The organism is Geothrix rubra (genome assembly GCF_030268065.1).
Lineage (GTDB): Bacteria > Acidobacteriota > Holophagae > Holophagales > Holophagaceae > Geothrix > Geothrix rubra.
The window spans coordinates 414,236-440,928 of the sequence record NZ_BSDD01000003.1 but is presented as its reverse complement, the minus strand read 5'-3'; the positions used below and the strand labels follow the sequence as shown (position 1 = coordinate 440,928).

The window sequence follows — 26,693 nt, the reverse complement described above, 5'->3', positions numbered from 1 at the left end:
GAACTGTGCCACTCAGGCGTAGAGCTCGATCTGGTGCGGGTTCTGGAGGGTCGGGACGATGGCAGGAGGCCGTTCTTGCCGTGCGGGGACGACGGGGACCGTGTCCGCGGGGAGGGGATTCGGGGTGCTGGTCGCCTCCTGGAAGGGGCGGTGCCCCTGGTGCAGATCGAAGCTGCCCAGCTGGAGCCCCTGCTCCTTGAGGGAGAGCTCCAGGTGCGGTCGCCCCTCCTGGACGGCCTGCACCGAGGCCGGTTCGCTCACCCACAGCTTGGCGTGCACCTCGCCGCCCTCCACCCGCAGGTGGATGGTGACCTGGCCCAGGGAATCCGGATGGAGCTGGAGCCGCGCCTCCTGTGCCCCGTTCCGGAGCATCCATTTCATGCTGCTGTCCACCTGGGCCACCGGCGGCGCGGTCAGCGGGGGCGGAGCGGCGGGTGCCGGGGGCGGGGCGGCCGGCGCCGCGGAGGGGTCGGGGGCGAGGGCCGGTCGGGCCGACGCCACCGCGGCGCCCGGCGTTCCCGCATCGGGGTGGAGGTGGCCGGGCAGGGCCGCGGCGGTGGCCTCGGCCTTGGCCGCGGTCTCCTCGGCCAGGCTCTCGCCCGCCTCCGACCCGGTCGAGGCGCTGCCGCCGGGGGGGGCAGGTGCGGCGGTCAGGGGCCGGTCGGAGCCGGTGGGGGTGGCGCTGGAGAGGGGGGGCGCCGGCGCGGGTTCCTGGAGGGCCCCGGGGGCGGCGATCACCGGGACCCGGGGCGCGGCGGCCGGCGGGGTGGGGACCCCGGGCGAGGCCATGCCGGCAAAAGATACCGTTACGTTCGGAGGCTGGGAGGGAACCGGGGCCGCGGCCGCCGTCGCCGGCTCCGGGGCGTGGACCGCAGGGGGCTTGACCGCCGCGGTGCGGAGGAGGGGGGCGAGGCCGCCGATGGTTTCGTCCGCCAGGGCGGCCGCTCGCGGGGCAGGCTCGGGGACGGGAAGTCCGGCCTCGCCGGTGCCGGCGGGGCCCTGCGGGGCCGGAAGGGGCTGGACGGCCCCGCGGGCCGGGACGGCCGTGGCCGCCGCGGGCACCGGCGGCGCCGCGCCGTCGGAGGCCTGCGCCCCGGCCGGGAGCAGGGGCTCGGTCATCGTCCGGGGGCCCGGGGACGGGGCCCCACCGGCGAGGGCCGGGGTGGCGGCCAGGGCCGGATCGGTGGGGGGCGCGGGGGCCTCCGGGGCGGAGGGTTCCGGGGTGGTCTTCGTGGCCGCCGGACTCCCCTCGGTCGGGGCGGAGGGCGTGGCGGATCCGGCCTTGCCGGCCTCCGCGGCCGCGTCCGCCTGGCTGCCGGCCGCCGGGGATCCGCCGGCAGGCGCCGCGGCCGCAGCGCCCGGCTGCGGGGACGCCTGGGAAGGATGGGCCACCGCGGGCAGCTGGGCCGGGGGCAGGGTGAACTGGGCCACCAGGCTGGCGAAACGGCTGTCGGAGGCGTCGGGTTCCGGGGCCTCCGGCCGGTCGGCGGGGGCATTGGGAAGGGGGGGGACCAGCGCTGCGCCCGAGGGGAGCATGGGAACCTCGCGCCCGGAGCATCCGGGTTATCCCCCTGCGCCAGGATCGTGCCGCCTCCTTCTGGGCAGATTCGTCAGGCTGCCGGGTCCTTCGGCTTCGAGAGCCCCACCCGCTCCGAGAGCTTCCCCGCGAGCTTGGCGTCCAGGAGGGCCAGCTGGTCCATGAGCTTGGCGGCCTTCTTCGGGGTCATGCCCGCCAGGAGGGCCACGGCCACGTCCAGGTTCTGCCCCGCCAGCTCCTTCATGGCCGGCGCGCCGGAGGCGGGGTCCATGGCCTCGTAGGTGCGGATGATCTGGGGATCGATGACCGGCCGGACCTTGAGGTTCTCCAGCTTCGCCAGGGCGTCCTGGACGGCCTTCTCCCGGGCGGCCAGGTCGATGCGGTCCTTGTCCAGGGCCGCCTGGAGGGTGGTGAGCCGCTGTTCCGTCTGGCGCAGCTCCGCCTCCTTCTGGGCCACCTGCTTCTCCCGGGCCTGGAGCTGGTTGGCCAGCTCGGCGACCTTGATGCCCTCCACCGCGCCCTTGGGATCGGCCTTGGGCTCCTGGGCGGACAGCCAGAGGACGCCGGCGCTGAGGGCGAGGGGGGCGGAGATCCAGAGGAGGTAGCGGGCGTTCATGGCGGACTCCTTCCGACGGTCAGGCGGTCTGGCGGGCATGGCGGAGCACCGCCAGCTCGTCCAGGGCGATGGCCTCGCGAAGCTCCTGCTCGCGGGCGTGCTGGAGGGCGCGGCGCTCCTTCAGGCGGACGAGCATGAGGTGGTTCCGGTGGGCGACGGTGAGGCCCTCGCGGGCGGCGGCGACCCGGTGGCCGGCCTCCCGCAGGCGCTCGAAGGCCTCGATCTGCCGGCGTTCCAGCGCCACCAGGAAGGCCTCCCCGGCCCGCCAGAGGGCCAGGTCCAGCGTCCCGCCCGTGGCGATGCGGCGGGAATCGAAGACGGCCTTCCGCTGCGCCGCCAGGGCCTCGATCTCCTCGCGGACCAGCCGCTCCGCCTCGAGGGCCCGGCCCAGGGCGCGCTCGGCTTCGCGCTCCAGGGCCTCCCGCAGCTTGCGCAGCGGTTCGAGACGGAAGTGGAACCGGGCAGCCATCAGGGCTGGTCCTTGAGGAAGGGCGTGAGGTCGAGGCCGAAGATCTGGCCCATGGCCAGCAGGGCCTGGCGGTGGTCCCCGGCCTCGGCGGTGGCCTGGCGCAGGTAGGACTGGATGGCCGGCTGGAACTGGATGGCCTGGTCGATGGCGGGGCTGGAGCCCTTGGTGTAGGCCCCGATCTGGATGAGGTCCTCCGCATCCTGGTAGGTGGCCATGAGGTCGCGCACCTTGCTCGCCAGCTGCTTCTGCTCGGGTGGCGCCAGCGCGCCGAAGAGCCGGGAGAGGCTCGGCAGCACGTCGATGGCGGGGAAGTGGTTCTTCGAGGCCAGCTTGCGCGACAGGATGATGTGCCCGTCGAGGATGCCGCGCACGGCATCGCTGATGGGCTCGTTCATGTCGTCGCCCTCCACCAGGACGGTGTAGACGCCGGTGATGGAGCCCATGCCCTCGAAGGTGCCCGCCCGCTCCATGAGCCGGGGCAGCAGGGCGAACACCGAGGGCGTGTAGCCCCGCGAGGAGGGCGGTTCGCCGGCGCTGAGGCCCACCTCGCGCTGGGCCATGGCGAAGCGCGTGACGCTGTCCATCATCAGGAGCACGTCCCGGCCCCGGCGCATGAAGTACTCGGCCACGGTGGTGCCGGCCATGGCGCAGCGGAGCCGCAGCAGGGGGGACTGGTCGCTGGTGGAGACCACCACCACGCTGCGCTTGAGGCCCTCGGGGCCCAGGTCGTTCTCGATGAACTCCCGCAGCTCGCGGCCGCGCTCTCCCACCAGGGCGATGACGTTCACCTCGGCCGAGGTGTTCCGGGCCACCATCCCCAGCAGGGTGGACTTGCCCACGCCGGACCCCGAGAAGATGCCCACCCGCTGGCCCTTGCCCAGGGTGAGGAGGCCGTCGATGGCCCGAACGCCGGTGGAGAGCACCTCGTGGATGCGCTTCCGGCGCATGGGATTGGGCGGGGCGCCCTGGAGTGGGAGGTGGGCCGTGGCCTCGATGGGCGGCCCGCCGTCGATGGGCCGGCCGAGGGGATCGATGACCCGGCCCAGCAGGGCCTCGGAGAGGGGGAGTTCGGACTGGTGTCCGGTCCCCTCCACCCACAGGCCGGGGCGGATGCCTTCGGTCTCCTCGATGGGCATGAGAAGCACCCGGTCCCCGGAGAAGCCCACCACCTCCGCGTGGATGAGGCGGGGCCGCCCGGTCACGTCCGTCCCGTGGATGAGCATCTGCTCGCCCACGGAGCAGTCCGGGCCGGTGGATTCCACGACGAGGCCCACCACCTTGGCCACCCGGCCCATCCAGGCGCCCTTCGGGAGGGCGCGGACCTGGTCCGCCAGGGAGGTGGGATCGAGGGCGGGGCCGCTCATCGGCCCTCCCCCTCCTTCATGCGGCCGAGGATCTCCATGAGGTGGTCCCGGCGCCGCTCCAGGGAGGCGTCGAGGATGCCCTGGGGCGCCTCGATCCGGACGCTGCCCCGCGAGAGGGCCGGGTCCGCGGCCAGGGCGAGGCCCCCGTGGCCGATGAAGTGGTCGCCCAGCCGCTCCAGATCCAGGGGGTTCAGGTAGACGTGGAGGGGCAGCTCCCCGTCCCGGGTGCCCCGGGGCAGGGGGAAGGGCAGTTCCTCCAGGACCCGCTCCATGAGCGTCTTCACGGCGCGGGGGGAGCGTTCGATCTGCTGGACGGCCAGGTGTTCGCCCACGGCGAGCGCCAGGGCCGTGAGCTGGTCGTTGAGGGACTCCCGGAGGGTGAGGGTGGCGGCGGCCAGCTCCCGGAGGTGGGCCTCCAGGCGCTGGATGTAGGTCACGTACTGGCTTTCGCCGAAGGTGCGCCCCTCCGCCTCGCCCGAGGCGAAGCCCTCCTCGTAGGCCTTCCGGGCGATCTCCTGGGCCTGCCGCTCCGCCTCCTGGAGCCGGTCGATGACCCGCTGCTCGGGGGAGCGCTGGGGGCGTCCGGTGCCTTCCAGGTCGTCGGCGATGGAGCCCTCGCCCTCCTCCGCCGCGGCGCTGCGGGCCAGGGACGTGTCCACCGGGAAGTAGGGGAAGGCGTCCAGGCGCGTGTCCCGGAGGTCCTCGGACTTGATGTAGCCCTTGCGGCTCATGCCTCCACCCTACGTGACATAGTCCTCGCCTCCGCCGCCGCCGATGCTGATGACGCCCTCCTCCTCCAGCTGCCGGACGATCTCCACGATCTCGTGCTGGGACTTCTCCACGTCCTTGAGCTTCACCGGGCCCATGAATTCCATCTCCTCCTTGATGAGCTCCACGGCGCGGGTGGACATGTTGCGGAAGAACTGGTTCTGCAGTTCCTCGCTGGTGCCCTTCATGGCGATGGTGAGGACCTTCCGGTCGGCCCGCTTGAGGATCTCGGCGATGCCGGTGTCGTCGATGAGGAGGATGTCGTCGAACACGAACATCAGGTCCCGGATGCTGGCGGCCAGCTGGGGGTTCTCCGTCTCGATCTTCTCCAGCACGGCGCGGCCGGTGTTGCGGTCCATGCGGTTGAAGAGTTCCGCCACGGCCCGCACGCCGCCGTAGGCCTCGGTGGCGAAGGAGCCCAGGGCCTCCAGCTTCTGCTCGAGGATCATGCTGATCCGGCGGACCACCTCGGGGCTGATCTCCTGCAGGCTGGCCATGCGCATGGCCACGTCGCTGCGCAGCGCCTCGGGCAGGCTGGAGATGAGCTCCGCCGCCTGGGAGGCGTTGAGGTGGGCGAGGATGAGGGCGATGGTCTGCGGATGCTCGTTCTGGATGAACTTGGAGAGCTGCTGGGGATTGGCCCTTTCCAGGCTGGTGAAGCCGGCGCTGGATTCCAGGGCCTTCACCAGGCGGTCGATGATCTTCCGGGCCACCTCGGGCCCCACGGACTTGATGAGCAGCTTCTTCGCGTACTCGATGCCGCCCTGGCTGATGTAGCTCCGGGCCTGGGCCATGGTGTGGAACTCCTCCATGACCTCTTCCGCCGTCTCGGGCTGCACGTGCTTGGTGATGGCGATCTCCCGGGAGATCGTCTGGATCTCGTCCTCCTCGAGGTACTTGAAGATGTTCGCGGCGGTGTCGTCCCCGAGGGTGACCATGAGTACCGCGGCCTTCTGGACGCCGCTGAGCTTCGACATGGCCTACCTCCCTTCTTCGAGGAGCCAGGACCGGACCAGGGAGGCCATCGTCTCGGGGTCCTCGGCGGACCCTTCCTGGAGGCGCTTGCGGATGACCTCGCGCCGGCGGGCCTCGGGGGCCGAGAAGGCCGCGTCGGCGTTGAGCTCCGCCTCGATCTCCGCCTCGACCTCGGCCATGGAGCGGATCGGCGTGCTCTTGCGCGCGGCCGCCGCGGCCTCGCCCTCGGAGGGCGCCACCCGCAGGGGCGTGGGCCGGTTCAGGGCAGAGGAGAGGCGCTTGAGCACGGGCATGACAACCATGAAGAAGAGGATGAGGCCCACGGCTGCCCAAATAACGTAGGGAAGAGCTTTGATGCCCAGATCCCACAGTTGCTGGCGCCGCTGTTCGGCCTCCTCCTTCGGGTTGACTTGGGGCACGGCGAAGGCCATGTTCTCCACGGTGAGCTCGTCGCCCCGCTTGGGCTGGATGCCCACGGCGGCGGCCACCTGGTCGCGGATCTTCTTCAGCTCGTCCGGGGTGCGGGGGATGAGCTTGAGCACGGGCTCGCCCTTGTCGTTCTTCTCCCAGGTGGAGGCGTCGTCCACGATCACCGCGAGGGTCAGGCGCTTCACCGAGCCGGTGGCCTGGTCGATGGCCCGGACCGTCTTGCTGATCTCGTAGTTGGTGGTGGTCTCCTTCTTCTCGGAGTTCTCCAGGAGGTTCCCGCCGGCGGCGGCGGCATTGGCCGGGGCCACGTTGCTGGCGGTGCCGGGGACGCCCGCGCCGCCGTCCCGCTTCTGGATCTTCTCCTCCTTCTGCTGGACGCTGCGTTCCACCTGGCCCTGGGGATCGAAGGTCTCCGAGTTGATCTTCACCTTGTCGAAGTCCAGGTCCACGTGCGCCGTGGCCCGCACCTTGCCGATGCCCACCACGGGCTCGAGCAGGTCGCTCACCCGGCGGACGAGGTAGTCCTCCTCCTCCCGGGCCGCCTTCTTCTGGGCGTCGCTGGCCCCGACCATGGGATCCCGGCCGGTGCGCGAGAGGATGCGGCTGTACTGGTCGATGACCACCACCTGCTCGGGCTTGAGGCCCTCCACGCTGGCGGCCACCAGGTTCACGATGGCCTGGGTGTTCTCGTCCGGCAGGGGCTGGGTGCCACGCAGCTTCAGCAGCACGCTGGCCTTGGCGTCCTCCTTGTCGGAGAGGAAGGGGCTGTCGTTGGCCGGGGTGATGTGGACGGAGGCGTCCGCCACCTGCTTCAGGGACTTGATGGTCTGGGCGAGGCTGGCCTCCATGGCCCGCCGGTGGATGACCTTCTGGGCGAAATCCGTGGTGCCGATGCCGGCGTTCTCCAGCTTCTCGAAGCCCAGCTTGTCGCCGGAGAGGGTGCCGTCCCCGGCGAACTTCAGGCGCAGCGGCCCCACCTGGCTCTGGGGCACCAGGATGGTCCGCTGGTCCGAGCTCAGCTCGTAGGGGATCTGCTGCTTGTCCAGCTGGGCCACGATGGTGCTGGCGTCCTGGGGGGAGACGTTGGAGGCGAGGACGCCCTTGGACTCCTGGCCGGCCCAGAGGCCCAGGCCGGCCAGGGCCAGCAGCACTGTCAGGGAAATGGCGGCCACCATCACGCGCTGGGTGGCGCTCATGCTCTTGAAGGCGTTGACGAACTGGTCAGCGAGGTTGGTTTCCCCGGCCATAGGCGTTCCTCGTCAGGGAATCGGCCGTGCCCGGGAGCTCGGCCAGCGCTACATCTGCATGCGCATGACCTCGCGGTAGGCGTCGATCAGCTTGGATCGCACGGCCATCATCATCTGGAAGCTGAGATCGGCCTTCTGGACTGCCAGCATGGCCGTGTGCATGTCTGCACTCTCCCCAGTCATCAAGTTCCGTGCCTCCCCGTCCGCCTGGGCCGAAGCCTGGTTCACTTCCTGGAGGGCCTGCTTGAGGAGGTCGCCGAAACCGACCTCGCCCTGGGCGCCGCCGGCCACGCCGCCCGCCCCGGTCTGGCTGGCAGGGGAGACGGGTCCGAGGGGGGGGATCGAGGGGATGTTCAAGGGGTCCATGGGATCGGCTCAGGGAAGGGGGCCCGTTCAACTATCGGCCGGACGGGGAAGGGGGGCCAGTCGAAAATCCGACAGGCTACTGCACGCGCAGGATCTCCAGGGCGGAGGAGGCCATGCTCTTGGCCGTGCGCACGGAGGCGATGTTGGCCTCGTAGGAGCGGCTGGCCTCGGTGAGGTTCACCATCTCCTCCACGGGATTGACGTTGGGGTATCTCACCACGCCGTTGGCGTCGGCGTCCGGATGGCCGGGCTCGTAGCGGGTGAGGAAGGGCTCCTGGCTGGTCTGGATGCTGGCCACGCGGACCCCCGCGGCGGACAGGGCCTCGCCGAAGCCCCCCTGGTCCTGGGCCTGGAAGACCGCATCCCGGCGCCGGTAGGGGCCGCCCTCCTTGGTGCGCGTGGTCTCGCTGTTGGCGATGTTGGAGGCGATGAGCTGCACCCGGAGGCGCTGGGCGGCCAATCCGCTGCTGGCGATGTCGAGGATCTGGTTGATGCTCATGGTCATCCCTCCGGCTAGTGGGCGACGGATTCGCGGATCAGGAAGTACATCTTCCGCAGCTCCACCTGCATGAAGTTGGAGGCGTTCTGGTAGGCCATCTGGGTGCGGGCCATCAGCATGTTCTCCCGGTCCAGGCTCACGTCGTTGCCGTCGTTTCGCTCGGAATCGGGGCGGACGGGATCGGTGGTGGCGGGGAACTCCGCGCCCGGGCTGCCCTGGAGGTGCATGGGGCTGGTCCGGGCCAGGGAAGCGGGCGATTGTTGCCCATCACCCTCGGCCAGGGCGGCCTTGAGGGCCCCCTCGAAGTCGAAGTCCCGGGTGCGGTAGCCCGGGGTGTCGATGTTCGCCAGGTTGGAGGCGATGAGGGTCTGGCGCTGGGAGGCCAACGTCATGCTCCGGTCCATGAGCTGGATCATGGCATTGCCGCTGACGAGATCGAACATGGAGCACCCTGCAGATTGGGCCGGGTCCTCCCGGCCTCCGGGAGAGGGGATGCAGTCCCCGTGCCGGATCGGAATCCGGGGGCCTTCCCGGGGGGTGGCCGGCACCGAAGTGGGGACCTTGTGGGAAGTTGGCCGTCCCTTGCTACACTGGCGTCCTCATTTCGAGGCCCCCATGATCATGAACAGTCGCAAGCACAACGATGTCCTGATCCTCCAACCGGAGGGAAAGATCACCCTGGGGGACGGGGACCAGGAGCTGGGCGAGGCGGTCCGCACGGCCCTGTCCAACGGCTCCCGCAAGATCGTCATCAACTTCAGCAAGGTGAGCTACCTGGATTCCTCGGGCGTGGGCGAGCTGGTGGGCTGCTACACCTCCATCAAGGGCAAGGGTGGCGAGCTGCGCATCTGCGGCATGAGCCCCAAGATCTTCGGACTCATCAAGATGACCAGCCTTCACTCGGTCTTCGAAGTGAAGGACACCGAGGACGAGGCCCTCGCCGGGTTCTGAGGCGGTGCGCGCCCGCGCCGCCCTCGGATGCGCCCTGCTGGCCCTGGTTCACGCCGGGGCGCAGGGCGTTTCCACGTCCGTGTCCCTGCGCTCGATCCGGGTCGAGGGCGGGTCGGAAGATGACCAGCGCTTCGCCCGGGCGGCCCTTGGCCTGGAACCGGGCCGTCCCGTGGACCCGGCCGCCTTCCGGAGGGCCCTGGAGGCCGTGCGCCTCGTGGACCGGTTCCAGTCCGTGGACGGCCACCTGGACCCCGATGGCACGGCGCGCCTCCAGCTGGTCCCCCTGGTTCCCCTCGCCGCCTGGACCTGGGAGGGGAACCCGCTCCCGAGGTCCTTCCGGAAGACCATCCTGCCCGAGCTGGAGAAGGGCCAGCGGCTGGGGCCCCTGCGGCTGGAGGCCTTCCGGGCCCTGGCCGAGCAGCGCCTGCGGGAGGGGGGCTATCCCAGGGCCGAGGTCCGGGCCCAGTCCGGGGAGGGCGGCCGCACCCTGCGGTTCACCGTGGCCCTCGGGCCGGCGGCCCTCATCCCGTCCGCCCGGATCGGAGGGCATCCCGCCCCCTACAAGCCCGAGACCCTCCTGAAGGTGGCGGGGATCCAGCCCGGCCGCAGCCTCTGGACCGCGGGGTTCCCCCGGGAGGCCGAGCGCCGGCTGCGGGCGAAGTTCGTGAAGGATGGGCACCTCGAGGGCCTGGCGACGGTGCGGCCCGCGGACGGGGCCGGTGGCGAGGCCCTGATCGAGGTGGAGCCCGGGCCGAAGGTGAAGCTGAAGGCGGAGGGGCTGAGCCTCCTCGGCCCCCTCTTCGGTCGCCCGCGGCTCACGGATTTCGTTCCCCTGGCGCGGGCGGACCGGTACTCCCCGAGCCTCCTGGAGGAGGGCGGCGGCCGCATCGCCACCTACTTCCGCGACCAGGGCTACCCCGAGGTGCGCGTCACCTTCGACCGCCGCGTCACCGGGGGCACGGCGGAGCGTCCCGAGGCGGTGACCATCACCTACCACGTGGTGCCCGGGCCGCAGCGGCTCATCCGGAACGTCCGGGTCGAGGGCAACCGCGAGCTCTCCGAGGCGCAGCTCCGGCCGGCCCTGCAGCTGCCCAGGCGCTACTTCGTCCTCGCTCCCCAGGCCAAGGGGGAGACCATGCGGGCCCTGGAGGACCGCCTCACGGCCGTCTACCTCCAGCGCGGCTTCCCCGAGGTGCGGGTGCGGCGCCGGGTGGAGGCGAACAAGGACGGCTCCGTGGACGTGCGCCTGGTGGTGCGGGAGGGCCGGCAGCGGTTCCTCCGCGAGCTGGTGCTCGACCTCCCGCAGGATCCCGGCTTCCCCCCCGAGCGGCTGGAGGGCAGCCTCCTCCTGGCCCTCTCGGATCATCCCGTGCCCCTCAAGGACGGACCCGGACGCCGCTTCGGATCCGACCGGCTCCACCTGCTGGGCAGCCGCGGCACCCTGGAATCCACCCCGGGCCGCGTGCGGCTGGTGTTCGACCGGCCCCTGCCCCTGGTGCGGAACGACCTGGCCCTGGTGGTCTCCGACCTCCGGCAGCGGCTGTCCTCCCTGGGCTCCGCCAACCCCCAGGTGCGCATCGCCTTCGAGGACGACGATGCGCAGTCCCTGGTGCGCATCCAGGTGCCTCCCCAGCCCCTGGACCACCTCCACCGGGTGGTCGTCCAGGGCAGTGACCGTACCCGCGCCGAGGCGGTGCTCCGGGAGCTCGCCGCCCCGGCAGAGGCGCCGCTGGATCCCCTCAAGCTGGATGAATCCCAGGTGCGCATCGCCGGCCTGGGGGCCTTCCAGCGGGTGGACTTCCTGGGTGTCTCCGACCTGCCGGGCCAGAAGGACCAGGGCTGGCGCCGTGGCGACATGGCCCTCCAGCTCCAGGAGCGGAATCCCTGGGTCTTCACCGAATCCTTCGGCTACGACAAGACCCAGGGCTACCACTTCGGGCTGAACACCCAGCGCCTGAACGTGGGTGGCATGGGCCGGACCCTGGATTTCGGGGCCCGCGCCGGCGACCAGACCCTGCGGATCCCCGCCCTGCGCCGGGCCTTCCCCACGGGTGACGTCAAGCGCTCCCTGGACAGCTACAGCGTGGGCTACACCGATCCCTGGTTCCTGCCCGGCACCCTGGATTCGTGGCTGCCCAGCCGCACCCGCCTGCGCATGGAGGGCGCCTACATCGAGGAGGCCCAGGCGGCCTTCTTCGCCCGCCGCCGCCGCTTCACCACCTCCTTCGAATGGAAACTCGGGCCGGTGCAGTCCGTGAGCCTGGGCTACCGATTCGAGCGCGTGGAGGTGGGCGCCAATACCGACGCCAACAACAATCCCCTCATTTCCGACCAGGACCTGTTCTACCTCGCCCGCACCCCGCCCCGCAGCATCATCTCGGCCCCCTACCTCCAGGTGGTGGTGGACCGCCGGGACAAGCCCTACGACCCCACCGAGGGCGCCTTCTTCGTGGCCCGCCTGGAGCTGGCCAACCAGCTCTTCGGCACCAGCGCCAACAGCAGCTTCGTGAAGCTGGATGTCCGGCACCAGTGGAACTGGCCCGTGGGTTTCCGCGCCGAGCACGGCGTGGTGAGCGCGGGCATCCGGGTGGGCCTGGCCCGCCCCACCGCCCAGTCCGCGGAGGACCTCCCCCTTTCCGAGCGGTTCTTCGGGGGCGGCCCCTACTCCGTGCGTGGCGTGGAGCCCGACATGCTTGGCGAGATCCTTCGCCCCACCAGCCAGACCGGCACGCTGCTCCCGCAGATCATCCCCCTGGGAGGGCAGGGCCTGGCCCTGGTGAGCCTCGAGTACCGCTTCCCCTTCATCGGCCAGAGCGTGTGGGGCGAGGTCTTCGCCGATTCCGGCCAGGTATACCGCAGCCTCAATCCGGACAAGAACACTGCCGCCCCGTTTCCGGCCATGCGGACATCCTTGGGCCTGGGCCTCATCCTGAAACTGGGCTTCCCCCTCAAGCTGGAATACGCCGCCGACTGGAAGCGCATCATGGGCCGGCCCCGCAGTGCGGACGAACAGGACACCCAGCTCAAGAGCCTGCTCATCTCCGCCGGGTTCCAGTTCTGAGGCCCATGGATCGGGGCTAGCATCGAGTCCCATGAAGCGCCGCGCCGCCTGCCTCCTCCTCGCAACGCTCACCGCGCTGGCCGGTCCGCCGTTCCGCACGGACGACCCCGAGCCCGTGGAGCCGGGGCACCTGGAGTTCTACGTCTTCGGCGCCGGGCAGCGCGTCCCGGGGGACAGCTCGGGGGTGGGCCCGGCCCTCGAGTTCAACTACGGCATCCTGCCCGACACCCAGTTCCACGTGGTGGTGCCCTGGGCCTACGACCGCCCCCGGGACGCACCATCCCAGTCGGGGCGGGGCGACACGGAACTGGGCGTGAAGGTCCGCCTCCTCCACGAGACGGACGACCGGCCCCAGATCGGGGTCTTCCCCCTGGTGGAGCTGCCCACCGGCGAGGCCGCGAGGGGGCTGGGCGCGGGCCATACCCAGGTGTACCTCCCGGTCTGGATCCAGAAGGGCTGGGGTCCCTGGACCACCTATGGCGGCTGGGGCTGGTGGCGGAATCCGGGCGAGGTCCAGCGCAACTGGACCTATGCGGGCTGGCTGCTCCAGCGGGACTTCGGTGAGCGGCTCACCCTCGGCGCGGAGCTGTTCCACACCACGGCTTCCACCCTCGACGGACAGGCCTCGAGCGGGTTCGACCTCGGCGGCCAGGTGAACCTCGGCGAGAAGCACCACCTCCTCTTCAGTGCCGGTCGCAACGTGCGCGGCGAACGCCAGACCTTCGCCTACCTCGGCTACCAGCTCACCACCGGCACCTTCGGCACCCTGGCGGACGGGTTCCGGACCGGTCGGACCGGAGGCCGATGACCCTGCCTGGGGCCTAGCGGCGTTCCAGGCGGGCGCCCCGGTTCCGCTCGTCGCAGGTCAGGACGAAGTCCCCATGGATGCCCGCGGGGGTGACGAAGGGCTTCAGCAGCGCGGCCGGGAACAGCACCGGCGTCCCCTCCTCCGTGCGGGCGAGCACCTGCCGGGCGGCGCCCCGGTAGTACGCCAAGTAGTCCTCCGCCGGGATGCTGAGATGGAAATCGAACCTCGGCACGGCCCCTCCCAGCCGAGGGTAGGCCGGCGCCCCCGCCCCCGCAACGGACGGGGACGGGGACGGGGACGCCGGGTGGGTCCTACTGCACCGGCTTCGGCAGCGCCTGGTGGTAGTCGGGGTAGGCGGGCCGCTTCAGGGTGGGTGCGGGATGCGCGGCCAGCAGCGCCAGGGCCTCCTTCACGGCGCGTTCCAGCTGCGGGTCATGGCCCTGGCGCACCAGGGCCGGATCCTGGTCCACCTCGATGTCGGGGCCGATGCCCACGTTCTCCACCTCCCACGCGCCCTTCGTCCCGTAGAGGCCCCAGCGGGGCGCGGTGACCGAGCCGCCGTCCATCAGCTGCGGGTAGCCGCTGATGCCCACGAGGCCGCCCCAGGTCCGGGTGCCGACCAGGGGACCCAGGCCGGCCTTGCGGAAGAGCCAGGGCAGGGCATCGCCGCCGGATCCGGACATCTGGTTGATGATCATCACCTTGGGGCCGAAGATGGCCTGCGCGGGTTCGACCACGTCCGCCCCCTCCCGGCCGGCGTTCGCCATCTGCGGCGTCCGCTGGAGGTTCTCGATGATGTAGTCGGCGATCTGGCCGCCGTGGTTGAAGCGCTCGTCGAGCACCGCCCCGAGCTTGCCCACCTGGGAGAAGTAGTAGCGGTTGAAGTTCGCGAAGCCGGCGAGGTTGGTGTCGGGAATGTAGACGTAGGCCAGGCGGCCGCCGGACAGTTCGTCCACCCGGCGCCGGTTGGCCTCCATCCAGGAGCGGAGCCGCAGCTGGGCCTCCGAGGGCACCGGGACGACGGTCACCTGGCGGGCACCGGAACCGTCGGCCTTCGGACCCACGGTGAGGACCGTCTGCTTGCCGGCGGTGTTCTGGAAGAGGCGGGAGACGTCCTCGCCGCCCCTGAGGGGTTCCCCGTTGACGGCCAGCAGGAAGTCGCCCTCCTTCACATCCACACCAGGCACCGTCAGGGGTGCCTGGAGCCGGGGGTTCCAGTTCTCCCCGCGGTAGATCCGGGCGAACTGGTAGCGGCCCTCCGTGATCCGGTAGTCCGCCCCCAGCAGGCCCACGCCCAGGGGTTCCTGCCGGGGCGAGTCGCCGCCCCGGATGAAGGTGTGGCCGACCACCAGCCACCCGGTCATCTCCTCGAAGAGCCGGTTGAGATCCTCGCGGCTGCCGATGCCCGCCAGGAAGGGCTCGTAGAGCCGCTCCGCCCGGGCCAGGTCGAGGCCGTGGTGGTGGGGGTCGTAGAAGAAGTCCCGCTCGATGCGCCACACCTCGCGGAACATCTGGCGCCACTCGGCCGCAGGATCCACCTCGACCCGCACGGCCTCCAGCGGCAGGGCACCCTCGCCGGCCTTGGCGGGCTTGTCGCTGGGTGCGAGGAACCACTTGCCCTTCCGTGCGAAGAGCAGCTTCGTGCCGTCCGCGGACACGCGGAAGGTGGGCATGCCCCCGTACGAGGACCGGCCGCCGTCGACGCCCTCCGCGAGCTTCTCCGCCTTGCGGGTCTTCAGGTCGAAGCGGGTGACCTCGGCGGGGACGTTCTGGAGCTCGAGGCTCTCCTCGTCCGTGAAGGCCGTGGGGACCGAGGCGAGAAAGAGGACGCCGGCGGTCCCCGCCTCCAGGGTGGTGTAGTTGGCCAGCGGCAGCGGCAGGCTGACGATGCGCTGGTCCAGGCCGTCGAAGTCGATCCGCACGGGCTCCGGATCCGCCTTGGCGGGCTTGGCCCCGTCGCCCTTCTCCGGGCTCTTGTCCTTGTCCTGGGCCGCGGCCGTCTCCTCGTCGCTCTCGGGCGCCACGGGCGAGGGCAGGCCCTTCCGCAGGACCGCCGCGTAGACGCCCTGGCTGACGGGATGGCCCAGGCTGGTCATGTCCAGCCAGCCCGCCGACAGGCCCGTGTCCGTGCCCGCGAGGAAGTAGAGGTACTTGCCGCTGCGGTCGAAGCGCGCGGAGGTGGCATCGCTCATCCCGTCGGTGATGCGGTGGGGCTTGCGGTCGGTCAGGTCGCAGACGAAGACCGCGTGGAGGTGGTTGGGCAGCTGCTTGGCGTAGGCGACCCACTGGCTGTCGGGCGACCACGCCGGATCCAGGTCGCTGACGGGGGTGTCGTACAGATCGGTGTCGAGCTTCACCGGCACGGGATGCTCCAGGTCCACGACCCAGAGGTTCAGGCGCTTGTCCGTGTAGGCGATCTTCCGGCTGTCGGGCGACCAGCGGGGGCCGTAGAAATAGGAGGGCGGCTGGCCGAGGTCGACCTTCCGCACCGGGCCGAGGCCGTCGGGCGCGCGCAGGTGGAGGGCGTACTCGCCGGACTCGTCCGAGAACCAGGCCACCCACTTCCCGTCAGGCGACCAGGCGGGGTCCCGGTCCGCGACGCCGGGGCTGCGGGTGAGGTTCCGGGCATCGCCCTTCTCGGCGGGCACGGAGAGGATCTCGCCCCGCGTCTCGAACAGGGCCCGCTTCCCGCTCGGAGACAGGGCCGCATGGAGGATCTGCCGGGGCTCCACCTTCTCGAAGTGGGGGCGGCGCTCCGGCAGGTCCGCCGTGAGGGTGACCGGTACCCGGGCGGCCTTCCCGGTGGCGAAGTCGTAGAGGTGCAGGGAGCCGAACTGGTGGAAGACGATGCCGCCGGGACCGGCGGAGGCCGAGACGATGTCGAACCCGTCGGGGTTGGCGAGGACCTTCCGGACCGTCTTCGCCGCGGTGTCGTAGGCGTAGAGCGTGACGGGGCCCTCGCGGTCCGAGAGGAAATAGACCGTGCCGCCCACCCACATGGGATCGCGGTCGTTGGAATGCTCGCGGGGGATGCGGACGATGCTGGAGTCGACGAGGTCGGCGATCCAGAGCCGCGCCGTCTGGCCGCCCCGGTAGTGCTTCCAGGCCGGCTGCCACTGGTTGAAGGGCGAGTAGGCGAGGTGGCTCCCGTCGGGCGAGTAGCAGGCCTCGTTGCCGGAGGGCAGGGGCAGGGGCTCCGGCAGCCCGCCCGTGGCCGCCACGGTGAAGAGTTGGGGCAGGTCCCGGGCCGTGGTCCGGGTGGAGCTGAAGACCACCCGCTTCCCGTCCGGCGACCAGCCGAGGACCTCATCCGGGCCGGGGTGGTAGGTGAGCCGCAGGGGCTCGCCGCCCTCCGCGGGCACCACATAGACATCGTCGTTGCCGTCGTAGCGCCCCGTGTAGGCGAGGTGGGTGCCGTCCGGCGAGTAGACGGGATGGGTGCAGCGCCCGGCCCCCGCCACGATCCGGCGGGCCTCCCCGCCCTCCCGGGGCACGTCCCAGATCTCCCCGGCGTAGTCGAAGGCGATGCGGGTCCGGGAGAGGGTCGGGTTCTGGAGCAGCAGGGGCACCTCCCCGGCCCGGAGGACCAGGGTGAGGGCCAGGACGAGCAGCGCGCGGAGGGGCATGGCGGGCTCCTGAGGGGAGGCTTCCAGGACCGGAAGCCGAGACGGGGGGGGGTGGCCCCCGCATCATAGTCCAACCGGGCCCGTTTCCTGGACCCTCCCGTGACTAGTCCAGACGGAACCAGGCATCGCCGCGAAGCGGCACAAGCCAGGAGACCACGGGCAGGCGCTCCCGTTCCGCCAACACGCCGGCGTACCGGTGGAGCTGGTCCCGGTAGGTCGCGAGCTCCTCCTCCCCGAAGGCCCTGGAGTGCTTGAAGTCCAGGAGATGGAGGCAGCCCCCTTCCCAGACGACGAGATCGGCCCGTCCAAGCCCGCCGCTGCTGGCCGCGCCCGCGAGGGGCAACTCCGTGCGGCGGCGGAGGTGGCGCCAGCCCTTGGCCTCGAATTGCTCCAGGAAGCGCAGGGCATGGTCCCGGGCGTGGGCCACGGGCGGGGCGGCGGCGAGGCAGGCCTGGAAGGCCGCCGGGTCCTCCCAGCGCACCAGCAGATCACGGAGGAAGGCGTGCATGGCCTCCCCTTCCTGGCGGGCCTTGCTGCGGGTATCGCCGGGGAGGTCGTCATGGACATCGACCGGAACGGAGGCTTCAGCCAGGGCCGCTCGGACGGGCGGCTGATCAAGCCGCACCGCCACCCGGGGCGGCAACGGGACAGGGGCTGGCGCAGCGGTCAGGGCCTTCCAGGGCGCGTGGGTGCTGGCCAGCACCTGGCCCCACGTCGCCCAGGTCTTGAGCTCGCTGGGCGGTTTGGGCTCCTTGGGATCCTTCGGCTCCTGGAGCAGCAGGCAGAGCCGCTCCCTGGCCCGGGTGAGCGCCACGTACAGCAGGTTGAGCTCGTCCCGCTTCTGGCGGGACTCGACCAGAGGCTTGAGGTCGTCATAGGCGCGCCCGGTGTGGTTCCCCAGCTTCCAGGCGAGCAGGAGCGCACCGGTCGAGGGGCAGGTCCGCAGGTCACCCTTGCGGAAGCTGCGCGGATTCACATTCAGCAGGGGCAGGATGACGTCGTCGTATTCCAGTCCCTTGCTGCCATGGGCGGTCTGGATGAGCAGGTCGGCGTCTTCCACGGAGGCGGGCAGGTCGCCCCGCTCCAGGCCATTCCGCTCGTCATCCAGCAGGGCGTAGGCCACGGAGGGAGAGGCGGGCAGATCCTGCAACCTGGCGAGCAGTCCGGCCAGGTTGCGCCGCGCCCGCAGGGGCTCCAGCGCACCGTGAACGTCCAGGGCCCCGAGGGCCCGGAGCAGCGCGCCCTGCCGCAGCAGGCGGCCTGCGATGGTCTGGGTGGAGGCCTGCCGCAGGTCGAGGAGGAAACGGGCGGCGTCCCGGTGCGCATCCGGCAGCCGCTCGGGATCCAGGTGACCCAGGCCGCGCAGGCCGGGACGGCCTTCGCCGCCTAGGGCCAGGGCCGCCAGCTCGGCATCGGTCAGCCCCACCACCTGGCGCAGCAGCGCCGCACAGGGAATGGGTCGCTCGGGGTGGGCCACGGCCTCCAGGGCCGCCAGGACGAGCCGTACGCCGGGGCTGTCCCAGAAACCCTCCTTGGCCACCACATAGGGCTGGACGCCCTGGGCCTTGAGGCGCTGGAGGAGGCCCGGCAGGCGGGTGCGCTGCTTGAGCAGGAGTGCCCGGGTGCGGCTTCCGGCCTTCGCCGGAGCGCCGAGGGACTCGGTCCAGCCGGCCTCCCGGGAGAGGGCGGAGATCCAATCCGCCAGGGCCGGAAGGTCGCCCGACGTCGACGGCGCGGGCGTGCGGACCAACCCCACCGGAGGCCCGGGAGCGGCCACCGGCTCCTGGGCCCCATCCAGGGCTCCGACCGTGGGATCGAGTCGGGGCCAGACCTGTTCCACATAGGTGTTGGCCAAGGCCACCACCTCCGGAGACGAGCGGAAGTTGGCGGGCAGGCGGAAGGCGCCTGCGCCCGCTGCCGCCAGCCGATCCCGCAGCAGGTCGGGATCGCCGCCGCGGAACCCGTAGATGGCCTGCTTCACATCGCCCACGCGCACCATGCGCTCCGCGCCGAGGGCTTCCAGGAAGGCATCCTGCACCTTGGAGGTGTCCTGGTACTCGTCCACCAGGAGCAGCTTGGGCGCAGGGGTCTCCCGTCCGTGGGCCTTGAGGCTGTCCCAGGCCTGGCGGACCAGGTCGCCGAAGGTGGCCAATCCCTGGGCCTGCTTCTCGGCCTCGAAGCGCTGCAGCGCGTTCACCAGCAGGCACCGCAGCCAGGCCTCGAGCGCGCTGGCCACGGGTGTGAGGGTCGCCATCGCGTCGCAGAAGGCGTCGGAGTAGTAGGCAGGGGGCGGATTCGGCACGCGTCCGCTCTGGGCCTGGGCCCAGCGCAGGTTCTTGTGCAGGTCGGTGCCGTCCGCTGGAACCGGGAGGAGGTTCTCCTGCTTGAAATGGTGCAGCCCCTTGCCGCTGGGGTGCTTGGCCAGCTCGGGATCTGCCGCGAAGGGCGCCAGTGCGGTCCGGGCCTCGGTCAGGGCACGGGCCAGGGCTTCGCGGCAGGGGAGGGGGTCTTCCCCCTTCAGGTGTCCCAGGGCATCCAGGTGGTTGTCGAAGCCCTGGGACAGTTCCTCCCAGTTCTGCTCGGCCCAGGCGAGCAGCAACCGGGCGGGTACCTCATCGGGATGGCCGGCGGACAGGGCCAACGACTCCCGCACCGTCCGCCGCAGCAGCCGCAGCAGGGCGGGATGGCGCACATCGAGGATGGTGTCGCTGCTGCCCTCGCCTTGGCCGAGCACGCGCATGGCCAGGCTGTGGATGGTGGAGACCTGCAGCAGCTCGGCTTCCCGCCGCACACGGCGCCAGAAGGTGCGGGCCTTCGCGGGCGACACCAGCCAGGGTGCGCCCTGCCAGTGGGCGGCGGCCTGGGCCACCTCGCCGGCGGACTTCTTCACGTGCTGGATGGTGGGCAGGTCCTTGAGGAGGCCTTCCAGGTCCTTGGCCACCGGCGCACCGAGGTGGGGCAGCAGGTGCTGCCACGCGGCTTCATCGAGGGCGGACAGCAGGTCCAGGGGGCGGAGCAGCCGCTCGCGCAGGTCCGCCGCAGACGCCTCGCTGAAGGTGGTCGCCAGGACCTCCCAGGGGCGGATGTCGCCCCGACCCAGCCGGGCGGTGACCAGCACCGTGAGGGTGAAGGTCTTGCCGGATCCCGCGCTGGCGCTCACGACCAGCGACTGGTCGAGGATGCGGGGATCGCTCAGGTCGAGGGTGCGCATGTCACTCCCCCTCCCCTTCGGTCTCGAGGGTCACGTCCACGGGCCGCCCGCAGAGCGCCGCCAGCTGGCACTGGCTGCAGTGCTCGCCGGGCGTGGGTGGGAAATCCCCGGACTCCAGCCGCGCGTCGAAGCGGGCGAGGTTCGCCAGCAACTTCTCGCGCCAGGCTCCGTCGGATCCGGCCCCGGCCAAGGTGACGAGATGCTTCGTGAAGGGCTTCGGATCCTCATCGCGCAAGGGGAGGAGCACCGCTGTGGCCCGATCGCCCGGAAAGACCTGCTCGGCGAGGAGCATGTAGAGCGGGGTCTGGAGGTGGGACGAGAAGGGTGCGTCGCCCTCGGCGTAGGCTTCAAGGTAGGACTTCTTAGACGTCTTGTAGTCCACCACCCGCAGGAAGGTGAGGCTGTCGCTGGTCCAGCGCTCGATGCGATCGACGTTGCCGCTCACGGCGAGGGTGCGTCCTCCGCCCAGCTCCAGGGCCACCGGACCCAGGGTGCCTTCGAGGGCCAGGAGGGTCCTTCGCCAGGTCTCGGGCGGGGGGGCTGCCTGCTTCTTGGCCTTCGGAACCGGGAGACGCGCAGGGTCGAGCAGCGCGAGTTCCCCCTTCTCGGGGGATTCGGCCCCGACATCCTGCAGCAGGGCCGCGGCCAGATTCGGCAGCAGGGATTCCAGGCGGAGCACGGCCTGGGGCCACTGCTCCTGCGGGATGTGGCGGTCCAGTTCCTCCAGCCACCGATCCTGGTTCGCCAGCCAGAGGGCCTGCAGGTGGGGGATGAGGTCCTCGGCCCCGGCCTCGGCCCCCAGCGCGAGGGCCGTCTGGAAGGCGGCAGGCCAGTCCTCCACCCCCACGAAGGGCGCCAGGGCCTCCTCCAGGAGGTGGTGGACGAGGATGCCCACGGCCATGGACATCCGGGTGCGTGCATCGAAGGACTGCAGGCCCCACACCCGCTCCGCGAGGGAGCGGAAGGGGCACTTGGCGAGGCCCTCGAGCGCCGTGGGGCTGGCGCTTTCCTGGCCCTTGAGCCAGGCGGCCCGGAGCCCCGGCGCCAGGTCGAAGGTGGGCGCCGCCGCCAGCAGCGCCTCGCTGGCCGGGCGGGCCTGGGCGGCGGCGGCCCGGGCTTGAGGGCGAGGGGACGGGTCGTGGCCCTCCCAGCGCCAGCGCAGGCGGCTGTGCAGCGCGGCCTCAGGACGCCAGGGCGCCGCACCTTCCAGCGCCGTCCAGAAGGGCCCCTGGGACTTCAGGCGGCCATGCTCATCCTGGGCGGGGCTGAGCACCACCAGGCGCTCGCGGGTCATGGCCAGCACCTTGTTGAAGGCGTAGGCGTCCCGCTGGAAGGCGCGGGGGATCTGGTCGCCCTGTTCGCTGCGGGGCAGCCAGAAACGCTGCAGGGCCGGAGGGAAGGCCGCCCTCGGCTCCGCCTGGCTCCAGGCGAGCAGCGCGCGGTTGAGGGCGGCCTTCCGGTCGTTGTCCAGGTCGGGGTTCTCGGCGGGGCGGCTGGGCCAGGCCCCCTCGGAGAGGTCGAGGATCAGGGTGGCGCGGGCGCCGTTCCAGTCCTCGAGGACCGTGCCGGGGGTCACGAGGCGAAGGCCCTCGACGGCCCGGGGGATCTCGCTGCTGCGGGCCGCTTCCAGAAAGGCCTCCAGCGCCAGGAGCATGTCGGCGAAGGTCCAGGACTCGCGCCCCCAGGCTTCCTTGAGCAGGCCCAGCGGCGCATAGAAATCGTCGGGATCCATGGGCAGCCGCAGGGTGGTGGCCAGGGATTCCAGACGCTCGGCCCACCGGTGGGCGGCCTGGGTGGTTTCCCGCAGGGCGGCCAGCTCCAGCCAGATGCCCTGGGCGTACTCCTTCACGCGGTCCCTCAGGTGCATGAAGCTGCCTTCGAACGCGGGCGCCCCACTCTGGTCGGCAAGCGCCAGCGCATCCGCCCAGTGGCGCAAATCGTCGCGCCTCGAGGCGCGGAGCCCGGCGGACACGGCGCAGGGGTCCAGCCGCTGCACGCCCACGAGCAGGGTCCAGAGCGGGCTCCAGGCCTCGCTGGCGAGGAGGGGCCGCAGGCCGCCGCGCACATGGAGGGCCACGCCCTCCTCCGCGAGCAGGGGCGCGAGGAAGGCGGCCACAGCCTGCGGCTCGGGATGGATGAGGGTGATGTCGGCCGGGGGGATCCCGGCGTCGAGCCAGGCGCAGACCTGTTCGACGGCATGGCGCAGCAGGTCGAGTGGGCCTTCGACGAGGCCCCGCTGGAACGTGTCGGCGTGATCCCTGAGATCCAGCGGTCCCTCGAACAGCGATTCCAGGGCGGGGGACCAGGGTGCCGAACCCCAGCCCTCCGGCTCCGCGAGGGCGAGCTCATTGGGGAGCGCCTCGCCGTGGGCTTCGAGCCCATCGAGGAACCATGCCACCAGGGGCTGGGCACTGCCGAAGAGGCCGGAGGCCTCGCCGCCCTTCTGGGCTGCAAGCCTGAACGTGGCGCCCCCCAGGCCCGGCACGCAGGCCAGGGCCCGCAGGCGCGAGGGCACCAGGTCGCGCAGCCCGGCCTCGAGCGGTCCATCGACTTCGCTCCGTTCGATCCAGAGCCCCCGCTTCCCGGCCAGCTCCAGGTCCACGGCCTGCCAGAGGGCCTGGTCAGGCTCCAGGTAGCCGCCCCCTTCCACCTCTTTGAGGTAGGCCTCGAGGTGGGCCAGCACGCTGGCCAGGCTGTGGGCGGCGTTTGGACGGCCCAGCTCCAGCCCATGATGCTGCAGCGCCCGCAAGGTGGCCGGCAGAAGGCCCTGCGCCAGCAGTTCCCGGCAGGCCTGGGCGCGTGCCTTCAGCGCCTCCAGGCTGGGGCCTGCGGGGCGCCCCTGGGCCCTGGCCAGCCTCCGGGCCACCCGCAGGTGCAGCATGAGGCTGACGGCACCCGAGACAGGCGGTCGGGGGTCGTCCAGCAGCACACCATCAAAGGGGTCGTAGCTCATGCAGGCATCTCAAGGACGGGCTCGGTTCCCGTTCATCCTGCCACAGGCCTTTGGACAGGAAATGTCCGTGGGATTTTCCAGGGTTCCCTGGCCTGTTCCCGACCCGTTGGTGAGGTCGACCATGGGAGGACGATCGCGACAGGCGGACTTGAGGAGGCGGCCCCGGAGGGGCGAAGGGCGGAGCCCTGAGTCAGCATGCGTCCGGCTGGGCATGGGGCCTTATCATCTCCGGCGCTCCACTGGAGCGCCTCCGCCGGGCCCCTACTTGCCCGTCGGACATTCTCGGCGGTCCGAGATCGACCGGAGTTAGGTACATCAAAAGGCCGCCTTTCGGCGGCCGGTCTTGGTTGGCGCGGGCGGTCTCGAACCGCCGACCCCTACCGTGTCAAGGTAGTGCTCTACCCCTGAGCTACGCGCCAGCGCGAAGATCCATTCTAGCGGATCGGGGGCGTCTGTCGAGCGGCTAGGAGGGGGCGGGCGGGCCTAGTCGACGGTCCCGGGCGAGAGCAGGCAGGCGAGGGCGGCGCCCAGCAGGGCCAGGAGCCAGTCGAGGACGGGGCTTCTGGTCGTGGCGAGGGATCGGCCATGGAGGAGGAGGGCGGCGGCCATGGGCGCCTCCGGTCGGGAGATCTCCCGGTACCAGCTTGGGCCGGCGGGAGGGGGGCCGCCGTGGACTTCCTGCGACTTTTCGGGCCTGTTCGACGGTCACGCTCTTGGCGAGGTTCCTGGGCTGGTCCACGTCGCAGCCGGACCGACCGCCGGGTGGCAGAGCAGGCTCCGGGGGAGCCTGCGGCGCCGGACCCCGGCGAGGAGGGCCATCACCCTCACTCGACGGTCACGCTCTTGGCGAGGTTCCTGGGCTGGTCCACGTCGCAGCCCCTCAGTACCGCGATGTGGTAGGCCAGCAGCTGCAGGGGCACGGTGTAGAGGATGGGGGCCAGCCAGGGGTGGACGGCGGGGATCTCCAGGACGTCCTCCGCGATGGCGGCCAGGCCGGTATCGCCCTCGGTCACCAGGGCCAGGATGCGGCCGTCCCGGGCGGCGGCCTCCTGGAGGTTGCTGAGGGTCTTCTCCCGGTGGGCGTCGTGGGGCATGAGCGCCACCACCGGGAGGTTCTTGTCGATGAGGGCGATGGGCCCGTGCTTCATCTCCCCCGCGGGGTAGCCCTCGGCATGGATGTACGAGATCTCCTTGAGCTTCAGGGCGCCTTCCAGGGCGATGGGATAGCAGGGGCCCCGGCCCAGGTAGAGGAAGTCGTCGGCGTCCTTCCAGCGCTGGGCCCACTGGAGGATCCGCGGTTCCAGGGCGTTCATGCGCTCCAGGTGGGCGGGCAGCTCGCGGAGTCCCTGCAGCAGCCCGGCCTTGAGATCGGGATCCAGGGTGCCCCTGACCTCGCCCAGCTTGAGGGCCAGGAGCGTGAGCACCGCCAGCTGCGTGGTGAAGGCCTTGGTGGAGGCCACGCCGATCTCGGGCCCGGCGTGGGTGAGGAGGGTGGCCTCGGCCTGGCGGGTGGCGGTGGAGCCCATGACGTTGCAGATGGCCAGGGTGCGGGCACCCCGCGCCGCGGCCTCCTTCATGGCGGCCAGGGTGTCGGCGGTCTCGCCGCTCTGCGTGATGCCGATGAGCAGGGTGCCCGGCTGGATCACGGGCTCCCGGTACCGGTACTCGCTGGCGTAGTCGACCTCCACGGCCACGCGGCTGAGCTGCTCGATGAGGAACTTGCCCACGAGCCCCGCGTGCCAGCTGGTGCCGCAGGCCACGATGTGGATGCGGCTGAGGCCGCGGAGGTCCGCGTCGCTGAAGGGCAGGTCGAGGGGGATGGATTCGGCATCCAGGGGCAGGCGGTTCAGCAGCGTGTTCGAGAGGGCCTGGGGCTGCTCGAAGATCTCCTTCTGCATGAAGTGCTTGTAGCCGCCCTTCTCCGCGGCCACGGGGTCGTACGGGATGGTGTGGACCGCCCGTTCGACGGGGTTCCCCTCGAGGTCGGTGATCTGCGCCCCCTCCCGCGTCAGCTCCGCCAGGTCGCCGTCCTCCAGGAAGATGACGCGGCGGGTGTGGGGCAGCAGGGGCACCACGTCCGAGGCCAGGAAGGTCTCGCCGTCGCCGAGGCCGATGACCAGGGGCGGGCCGCTGCGGGCGGCCAGGATGCGGTCGGGGTCCTCCGCGTGGAGGCAGGCCAGGGCGTAGATGCCCCGCATGCGGCCCACGGCCTCCCGGAAGGCCGCGGGGAAGGGCCGGCCCTGCTTCATCAGGTGGGCCACCATCACCGGGAAGCATTCCGTGTCCGTCTCGGACTGGAAAGTCTCCCCCGCCGCCTTGAGCTCCTGCCGGAGTTCGAGGAAGTTCTCGAAGATGCCGTTGTGGACGGCCACCACCCGGCCATCCCCGCTCCGGTGGGGGTGGGCGTTCTCCTCAGTGGGCCGGCCGTGGGTGGCCCAGCGGGTGTGGCCGATGCCCAGGGGCGCGGGATCGGAAAGGTCCACCTTCCCGGCCAGGTTGGCGAGCTTGCCGGAGGCGCGCACCACCCGGAGGGGGCCCCCGTCCCCGGCGAGGGCGAGGCCGGCGCTGTCGTAGCCGCGGTATTCCAGGCTGCGGAGGCCGTTCACCAGGATGGAGGCCGCGCCCTGCTGGCCGATGTATCCCACGATGCCGCACATGCCGACCTCCGATCCAGGTTTGTTCCAAGGTAGCGGGGGCCGGGCCGGGGGCCAATGTGGTGGAAGGGCCACGGCCTGCGGCGAGGGGCCTGCCACAGCCTGTGGCGATTCCACCGCGGCAGGGGGCTAGACTGGGCCGCATGGCCCGCTTCCAGCCTCGACGACCCCTCGGACGCACCGGATTCCTGGCCACGCGCCTGGGCCAGGGGGACCTGGCCGACCGGAGTGTGCCGAAGGAATCCTGCGTGGGCACCCTCCGCCGGGCCCTGGAGGCGGGGCTCAACGTGGTGGACACGGCGCCCGCCTACGAGGACGGCTACTCCGAGGAGATCGTGGGCGAGGCCCTCCGGGGCCGCCGCGAGGGCGTGTTCCTCATCGACAAGATCGACTACCTGGACCGTCCCGTCGCGCCCCAGCTCGACGGGAGCCTGGCGCGCCTCGGCCTGCCCGCGGTGGATCTGCTCGTCTTCCACGGAGTGTCGGCGCTGGCGGACTGGCAGCGGCTGGCGGCGCCGGACGGCGGCATGGGGGAGCTGGCGGACGAGATCCTGCGCGGACGGGCCCGGTTCCGCGGCATCTCCAGCCATCATCCCGAGGTGCTGGCGGCGGCCCTGGATTCGGGCCTCTGCGACGTGGTGATGTTCCCCGTCGGGCCCTTCGCCGATCCCCGCTACGAGGCGGAGATCCTGCCCCGGGCGAAGGCGCTGGGCGTGGGCACGGTCTGCTTCAAGACCTTCGGCGCCGGCAAGCTGCTGGGAGACACCGAGGGCTACGGCCGGCCCCTGGCCGCGCGGCCGCGGGGCAAGGTGTCCTCCGGCGGCGCGGACGGGGCCGAACCCCGCCTGCCGCGGCTGACGGTGGCCGACTGCCTGCACTACACCCTGACCCGGGATCCGGACGTGGCCCTGCTGGGGCTCTCCTTCGAGAACGAGCAGGAGGCCGCCTTCGCCGCGGCCGAGGCCTTCCGGCCCCAGGGGGAGGCGGAACTGGCCGCCACCCGCCGGGCCGCCGCCGCGGCCATCGAGGGCAAGGGGCCCGTCTGGTGGAATCCGCCCGGGGACTGAGTCCGCGAAGCTTGTCCTAGATCACGGGCCGATCCTGGGAGGCTGGGAGATTCCTCCGGCCGTCTCCGGCCGGGACGGTCCCTGGAGACGGC

20 protein-coding genes and 1 tRNA gene are annotated in these 26,693 nt (G+C 71.5%); 4 read left to right on the top strand and 17 right to left on the bottom strand.

Translation table 11 applies throughout. The features are described 5' to 3' along the window. Window positions 1-12: 12 nt before the first annotated feature. The 10 genes from QSJ33_RS10055 to flgB all read right to left on the bottom strand — a co-directional run bounded on the left by QSJ33_RS10055 (window position 13) and on the right by flgB (window position 8,713). Window positions 13-1,536 (bottom strand): flagellar hook-length control protein FliK, encoded by a 1,524-nt coding sequence (locus tag QSJ33_RS10055; protein WP_285725202.1) that lies wholly within the window; start codon window positions 1,534-1,536, stop codon window positions 13-15. Between the two features lie 74 nt (window positions 1,537-1,610). Further along, complete coding sequence (locus QSJ33_RS10050) at window positions 1,611-2,153, bottom strand: MotE family protein (protein ID WP_285725200.1); 543 nt, start codon at window positions 2,151-2,153, stop codon at window positions 1,611-1,613. A 19-nt stretch (window positions 2,154-2,172) separates the two neighbouring features. Further along, window positions 2,173-2,622: a flagellar export protein FliJ gene (locus tag QSJ33_RS10045; protein ID WP_285725192.1), complete on the bottom strand. Its 450-nt coding sequence runs from the start codon at window positions 2,620-2,622 to the stop codon at window positions 2,173-2,175. Further along, entirely contained in the window at window positions 2,622-3,986 is a 1,365-nt protein-coding gene (locus QSJ33_RS10040; protein ID WP_285725189.1) for a FliI/YscN family ATPase, read from the bottom strand. The genes QSJ33_RS10045 and QSJ33_RS10040 overlap by 1 nt, the downstream gene beginning before the upstream one ends. Then, window positions 3,983-4,717 carry a FliH/SctL family protein gene (locus QSJ33_RS10035; RefSeq protein WP_285725184.1) on the bottom strand — a complete coding sequence of 245 codons (735 nt, stop codon included), beginning with the start codon at window positions 4,715-4,717 and terminating at the stop codon, window positions 3,983-3,985. Before QSJ33_RS10035 ends, QSJ33_RS10040 begins: the two co-directional genes overlap by 4 nt. A gap of 9 nt (window positions 4,718-4,726) precedes the next feature. Then, window positions 4,727-5,731 carry a flagellar motor switch protein FliG gene (gene fliG / locus QSJ33_RS10030; protein ID WP_285725181.1) on the bottom strand — a complete coding sequence of 335 codons (1,005 nt, stop codon included), beginning with the start codon at window positions 5,729-5,731 and terminating at the stop codon, window positions 4,727-4,729. A 3-nt stretch (window positions 5,732-5,734) separates the two neighbouring features. Then, window positions 5,735-7,405, bottom strand: coding sequence for a flagellar basal-body MS-ring/collar protein FliF (gene fliF, locus QSJ33_RS10025; protein WP_285725180.1), 1,671 nt, complete (start codon window positions 7,403-7,405; stop codon window positions 5,735-5,737). Window positions 7,406-7,453: 48 nt separating this feature from the next. Continuing rightward, on the bottom strand, window positions 7,454-7,771 hold the full coding sequence (gene fliE, locus QSJ33_RS10020; protein WP_285725178.1) for a flagellar hook-basal body complex protein FliE: 318 nt from the start codon (window positions 7,769-7,771) through the stop codon (window positions 7,454-7,456). Window positions 7,772-7,847: 76 nt separating this feature from the next. Further along, window positions 7,848-8,270, bottom strand: coding sequence for a flagellar basal body rod protein FlgC (gene flgC, locus QSJ33_RS10015; protein WP_420801394.1), 423 nt, complete (start codon window positions 8,268-8,270; stop codon window positions 7,848-7,850). A gap of 14 nt (window positions 8,271-8,284) precedes the next feature. Further along, on the bottom strand, window positions 8,285-8,713 hold the full coding sequence (flgB, locus tag QSJ33_RS10010) for a flagellar basal body rod protein FlgB (RefSeq protein ID WP_285725173.1): 429 nt from the start codon (window positions 8,711-8,713) through the stop codon (window positions 8,285-8,287). 172 nt (window positions 8,714-8,885) lie between these two features. Here flgB and QSJ33_RS10005 point away from each other — a divergent pair, with 172 nt between their 5' ends. Genes QSJ33_RS10005 through QSJ33_RS09995 form a run of 3 tightly spaced genes read left to right on the top strand, consistent with a single transcriptional unit; the run spans window position 8,886 to window position 13,090 of the window. Continuing rightward, window positions 8,886-9,221 carry an STAS domain-containing protein gene (locus QSJ33_RS10005; RefSeq protein ID WP_285725171.1) on the top strand — a complete coding sequence of 112 codons (336 nt, stop codon included), beginning with the start codon at window positions 8,886-8,888 and terminating at the stop codon, window positions 9,219-9,221. Between the two features lie 4 nt (window positions 9,222-9,225). Further along, window positions 9,226-12,282, top strand: a complete 3,057-nt coding sequence (locus QSJ33_RS10000; RefSeq protein WP_285725169.1) for a BamA/TamA family outer membrane protein — start codon at window positions 9,226-9,228, stop codon at window positions 12,280-12,282. A 31-nt stretch (window positions 12,283-12,313) separates the two neighbouring features. After that, window positions 12,314-13,090: a hypothetical protein gene (locus QSJ33_RS09995; RefSeq protein WP_285725167.1), complete on the top strand. Its 777-nt coding sequence runs from the start codon at window positions 12,314-12,316 to the stop codon at window positions 13,088-13,090. 13 nt (window positions 13,091-13,103) lie between these two features. Here the strand turns inward: QSJ33_RS09995 and QSJ33_RS09990 are convergent, their stop codons facing one another. The 7 genes from QSJ33_RS09990 to glmS all read right to left on the bottom strand — a co-directional run bounded on the left by QSJ33_RS09990 (window position 13,104) and on the right by glmS (window position 25,537). Then, on the bottom strand, window positions 13,104-13,322 hold the full coding sequence (locus tag QSJ33_RS09990) for a DUF2835 family protein (protein WP_285725165.1): 219 nt from the start codon (window positions 13,320-13,322) through the stop codon (window positions 13,104-13,106). Between the two features lie 79 nt (window positions 13,323-13,401). Beyond that, complete coding sequence (locus QSJ33_RS09985) at window positions 13,402-16,716, bottom strand: S41 family peptidase (RefSeq protein ID WP_285725163.1); 3,315 nt, start codon at window positions 16,714-16,716, stop codon at window positions 13,402-13,404. A 103-nt stretch (window positions 16,717-16,819) separates the two neighbouring features. Beyond that, the gene (locus QSJ33_RS09980) at window positions 16,820-19,927 is read right to left on the bottom strand and encodes a UvrD-helicase domain-containing protein (protein ID WP_285725161.1); all 3,108 of its coding nucleotides are present in this window, start codon (window positions 19,925-19,927) and stop codon (window positions 16,820-16,822) included. Between the two features lies 1 nt (window position 19,928). Beyond that, window positions 19,929-22,880, bottom strand: a complete 2,952-nt coding sequence (locus QSJ33_RS09975; RefSeq protein WP_285725159.1) for a PD-(D/E)XK nuclease family protein — start codon at window positions 22,878-22,880, stop codon at window positions 19,929-19,931. Window positions 22,881-23,224: 344 nt separating this feature from the next. Beyond that, window positions 23,225-23,299: transfer RNA gene (locus tag QSJ33_RS09970), tRNA-Val, on the bottom strand. 64 nt (window positions 23,300-23,363) lie between these two features. Further along, on the bottom strand, window positions 23,364-23,489 hold the full coding sequence (locus QSJ33_RS09965) for a hypothetical protein (protein WP_285725157.1): 126 nt from the start codon (window positions 23,487-23,489) through the stop codon (window positions 23,364-23,366). Window positions 23,490-23,704: 215 nt separating this feature from the next. Beyond that, window positions 23,705-25,537: a glutamine--fructose-6-phosphate transaminase (isomerizing) gene (glmS, locus tag QSJ33_RS09960; RefSeq protein WP_285725156.1), complete on the bottom strand. Its 1,833-nt coding sequence runs from the start codon at window positions 25,535-25,537 to the stop codon at window positions 23,705-23,707. 140 nt (window positions 25,538-25,677) lie between these two features. On the opposite strand from glmS, the gene QSJ33_RS09955 reads away from it, so the two are divergent. Next, a complete protein-coding gene (locus QSJ33_RS09955) occupies window positions 25,678-26,601 on the top strand; it encodes an aldo/keto reductase (protein ID WP_285725154.1) in 924 nt (307 codons plus the stop codon). The last annotated feature ends 92 nt before the right edge of the window (window positions 26,602-26,693 follow it).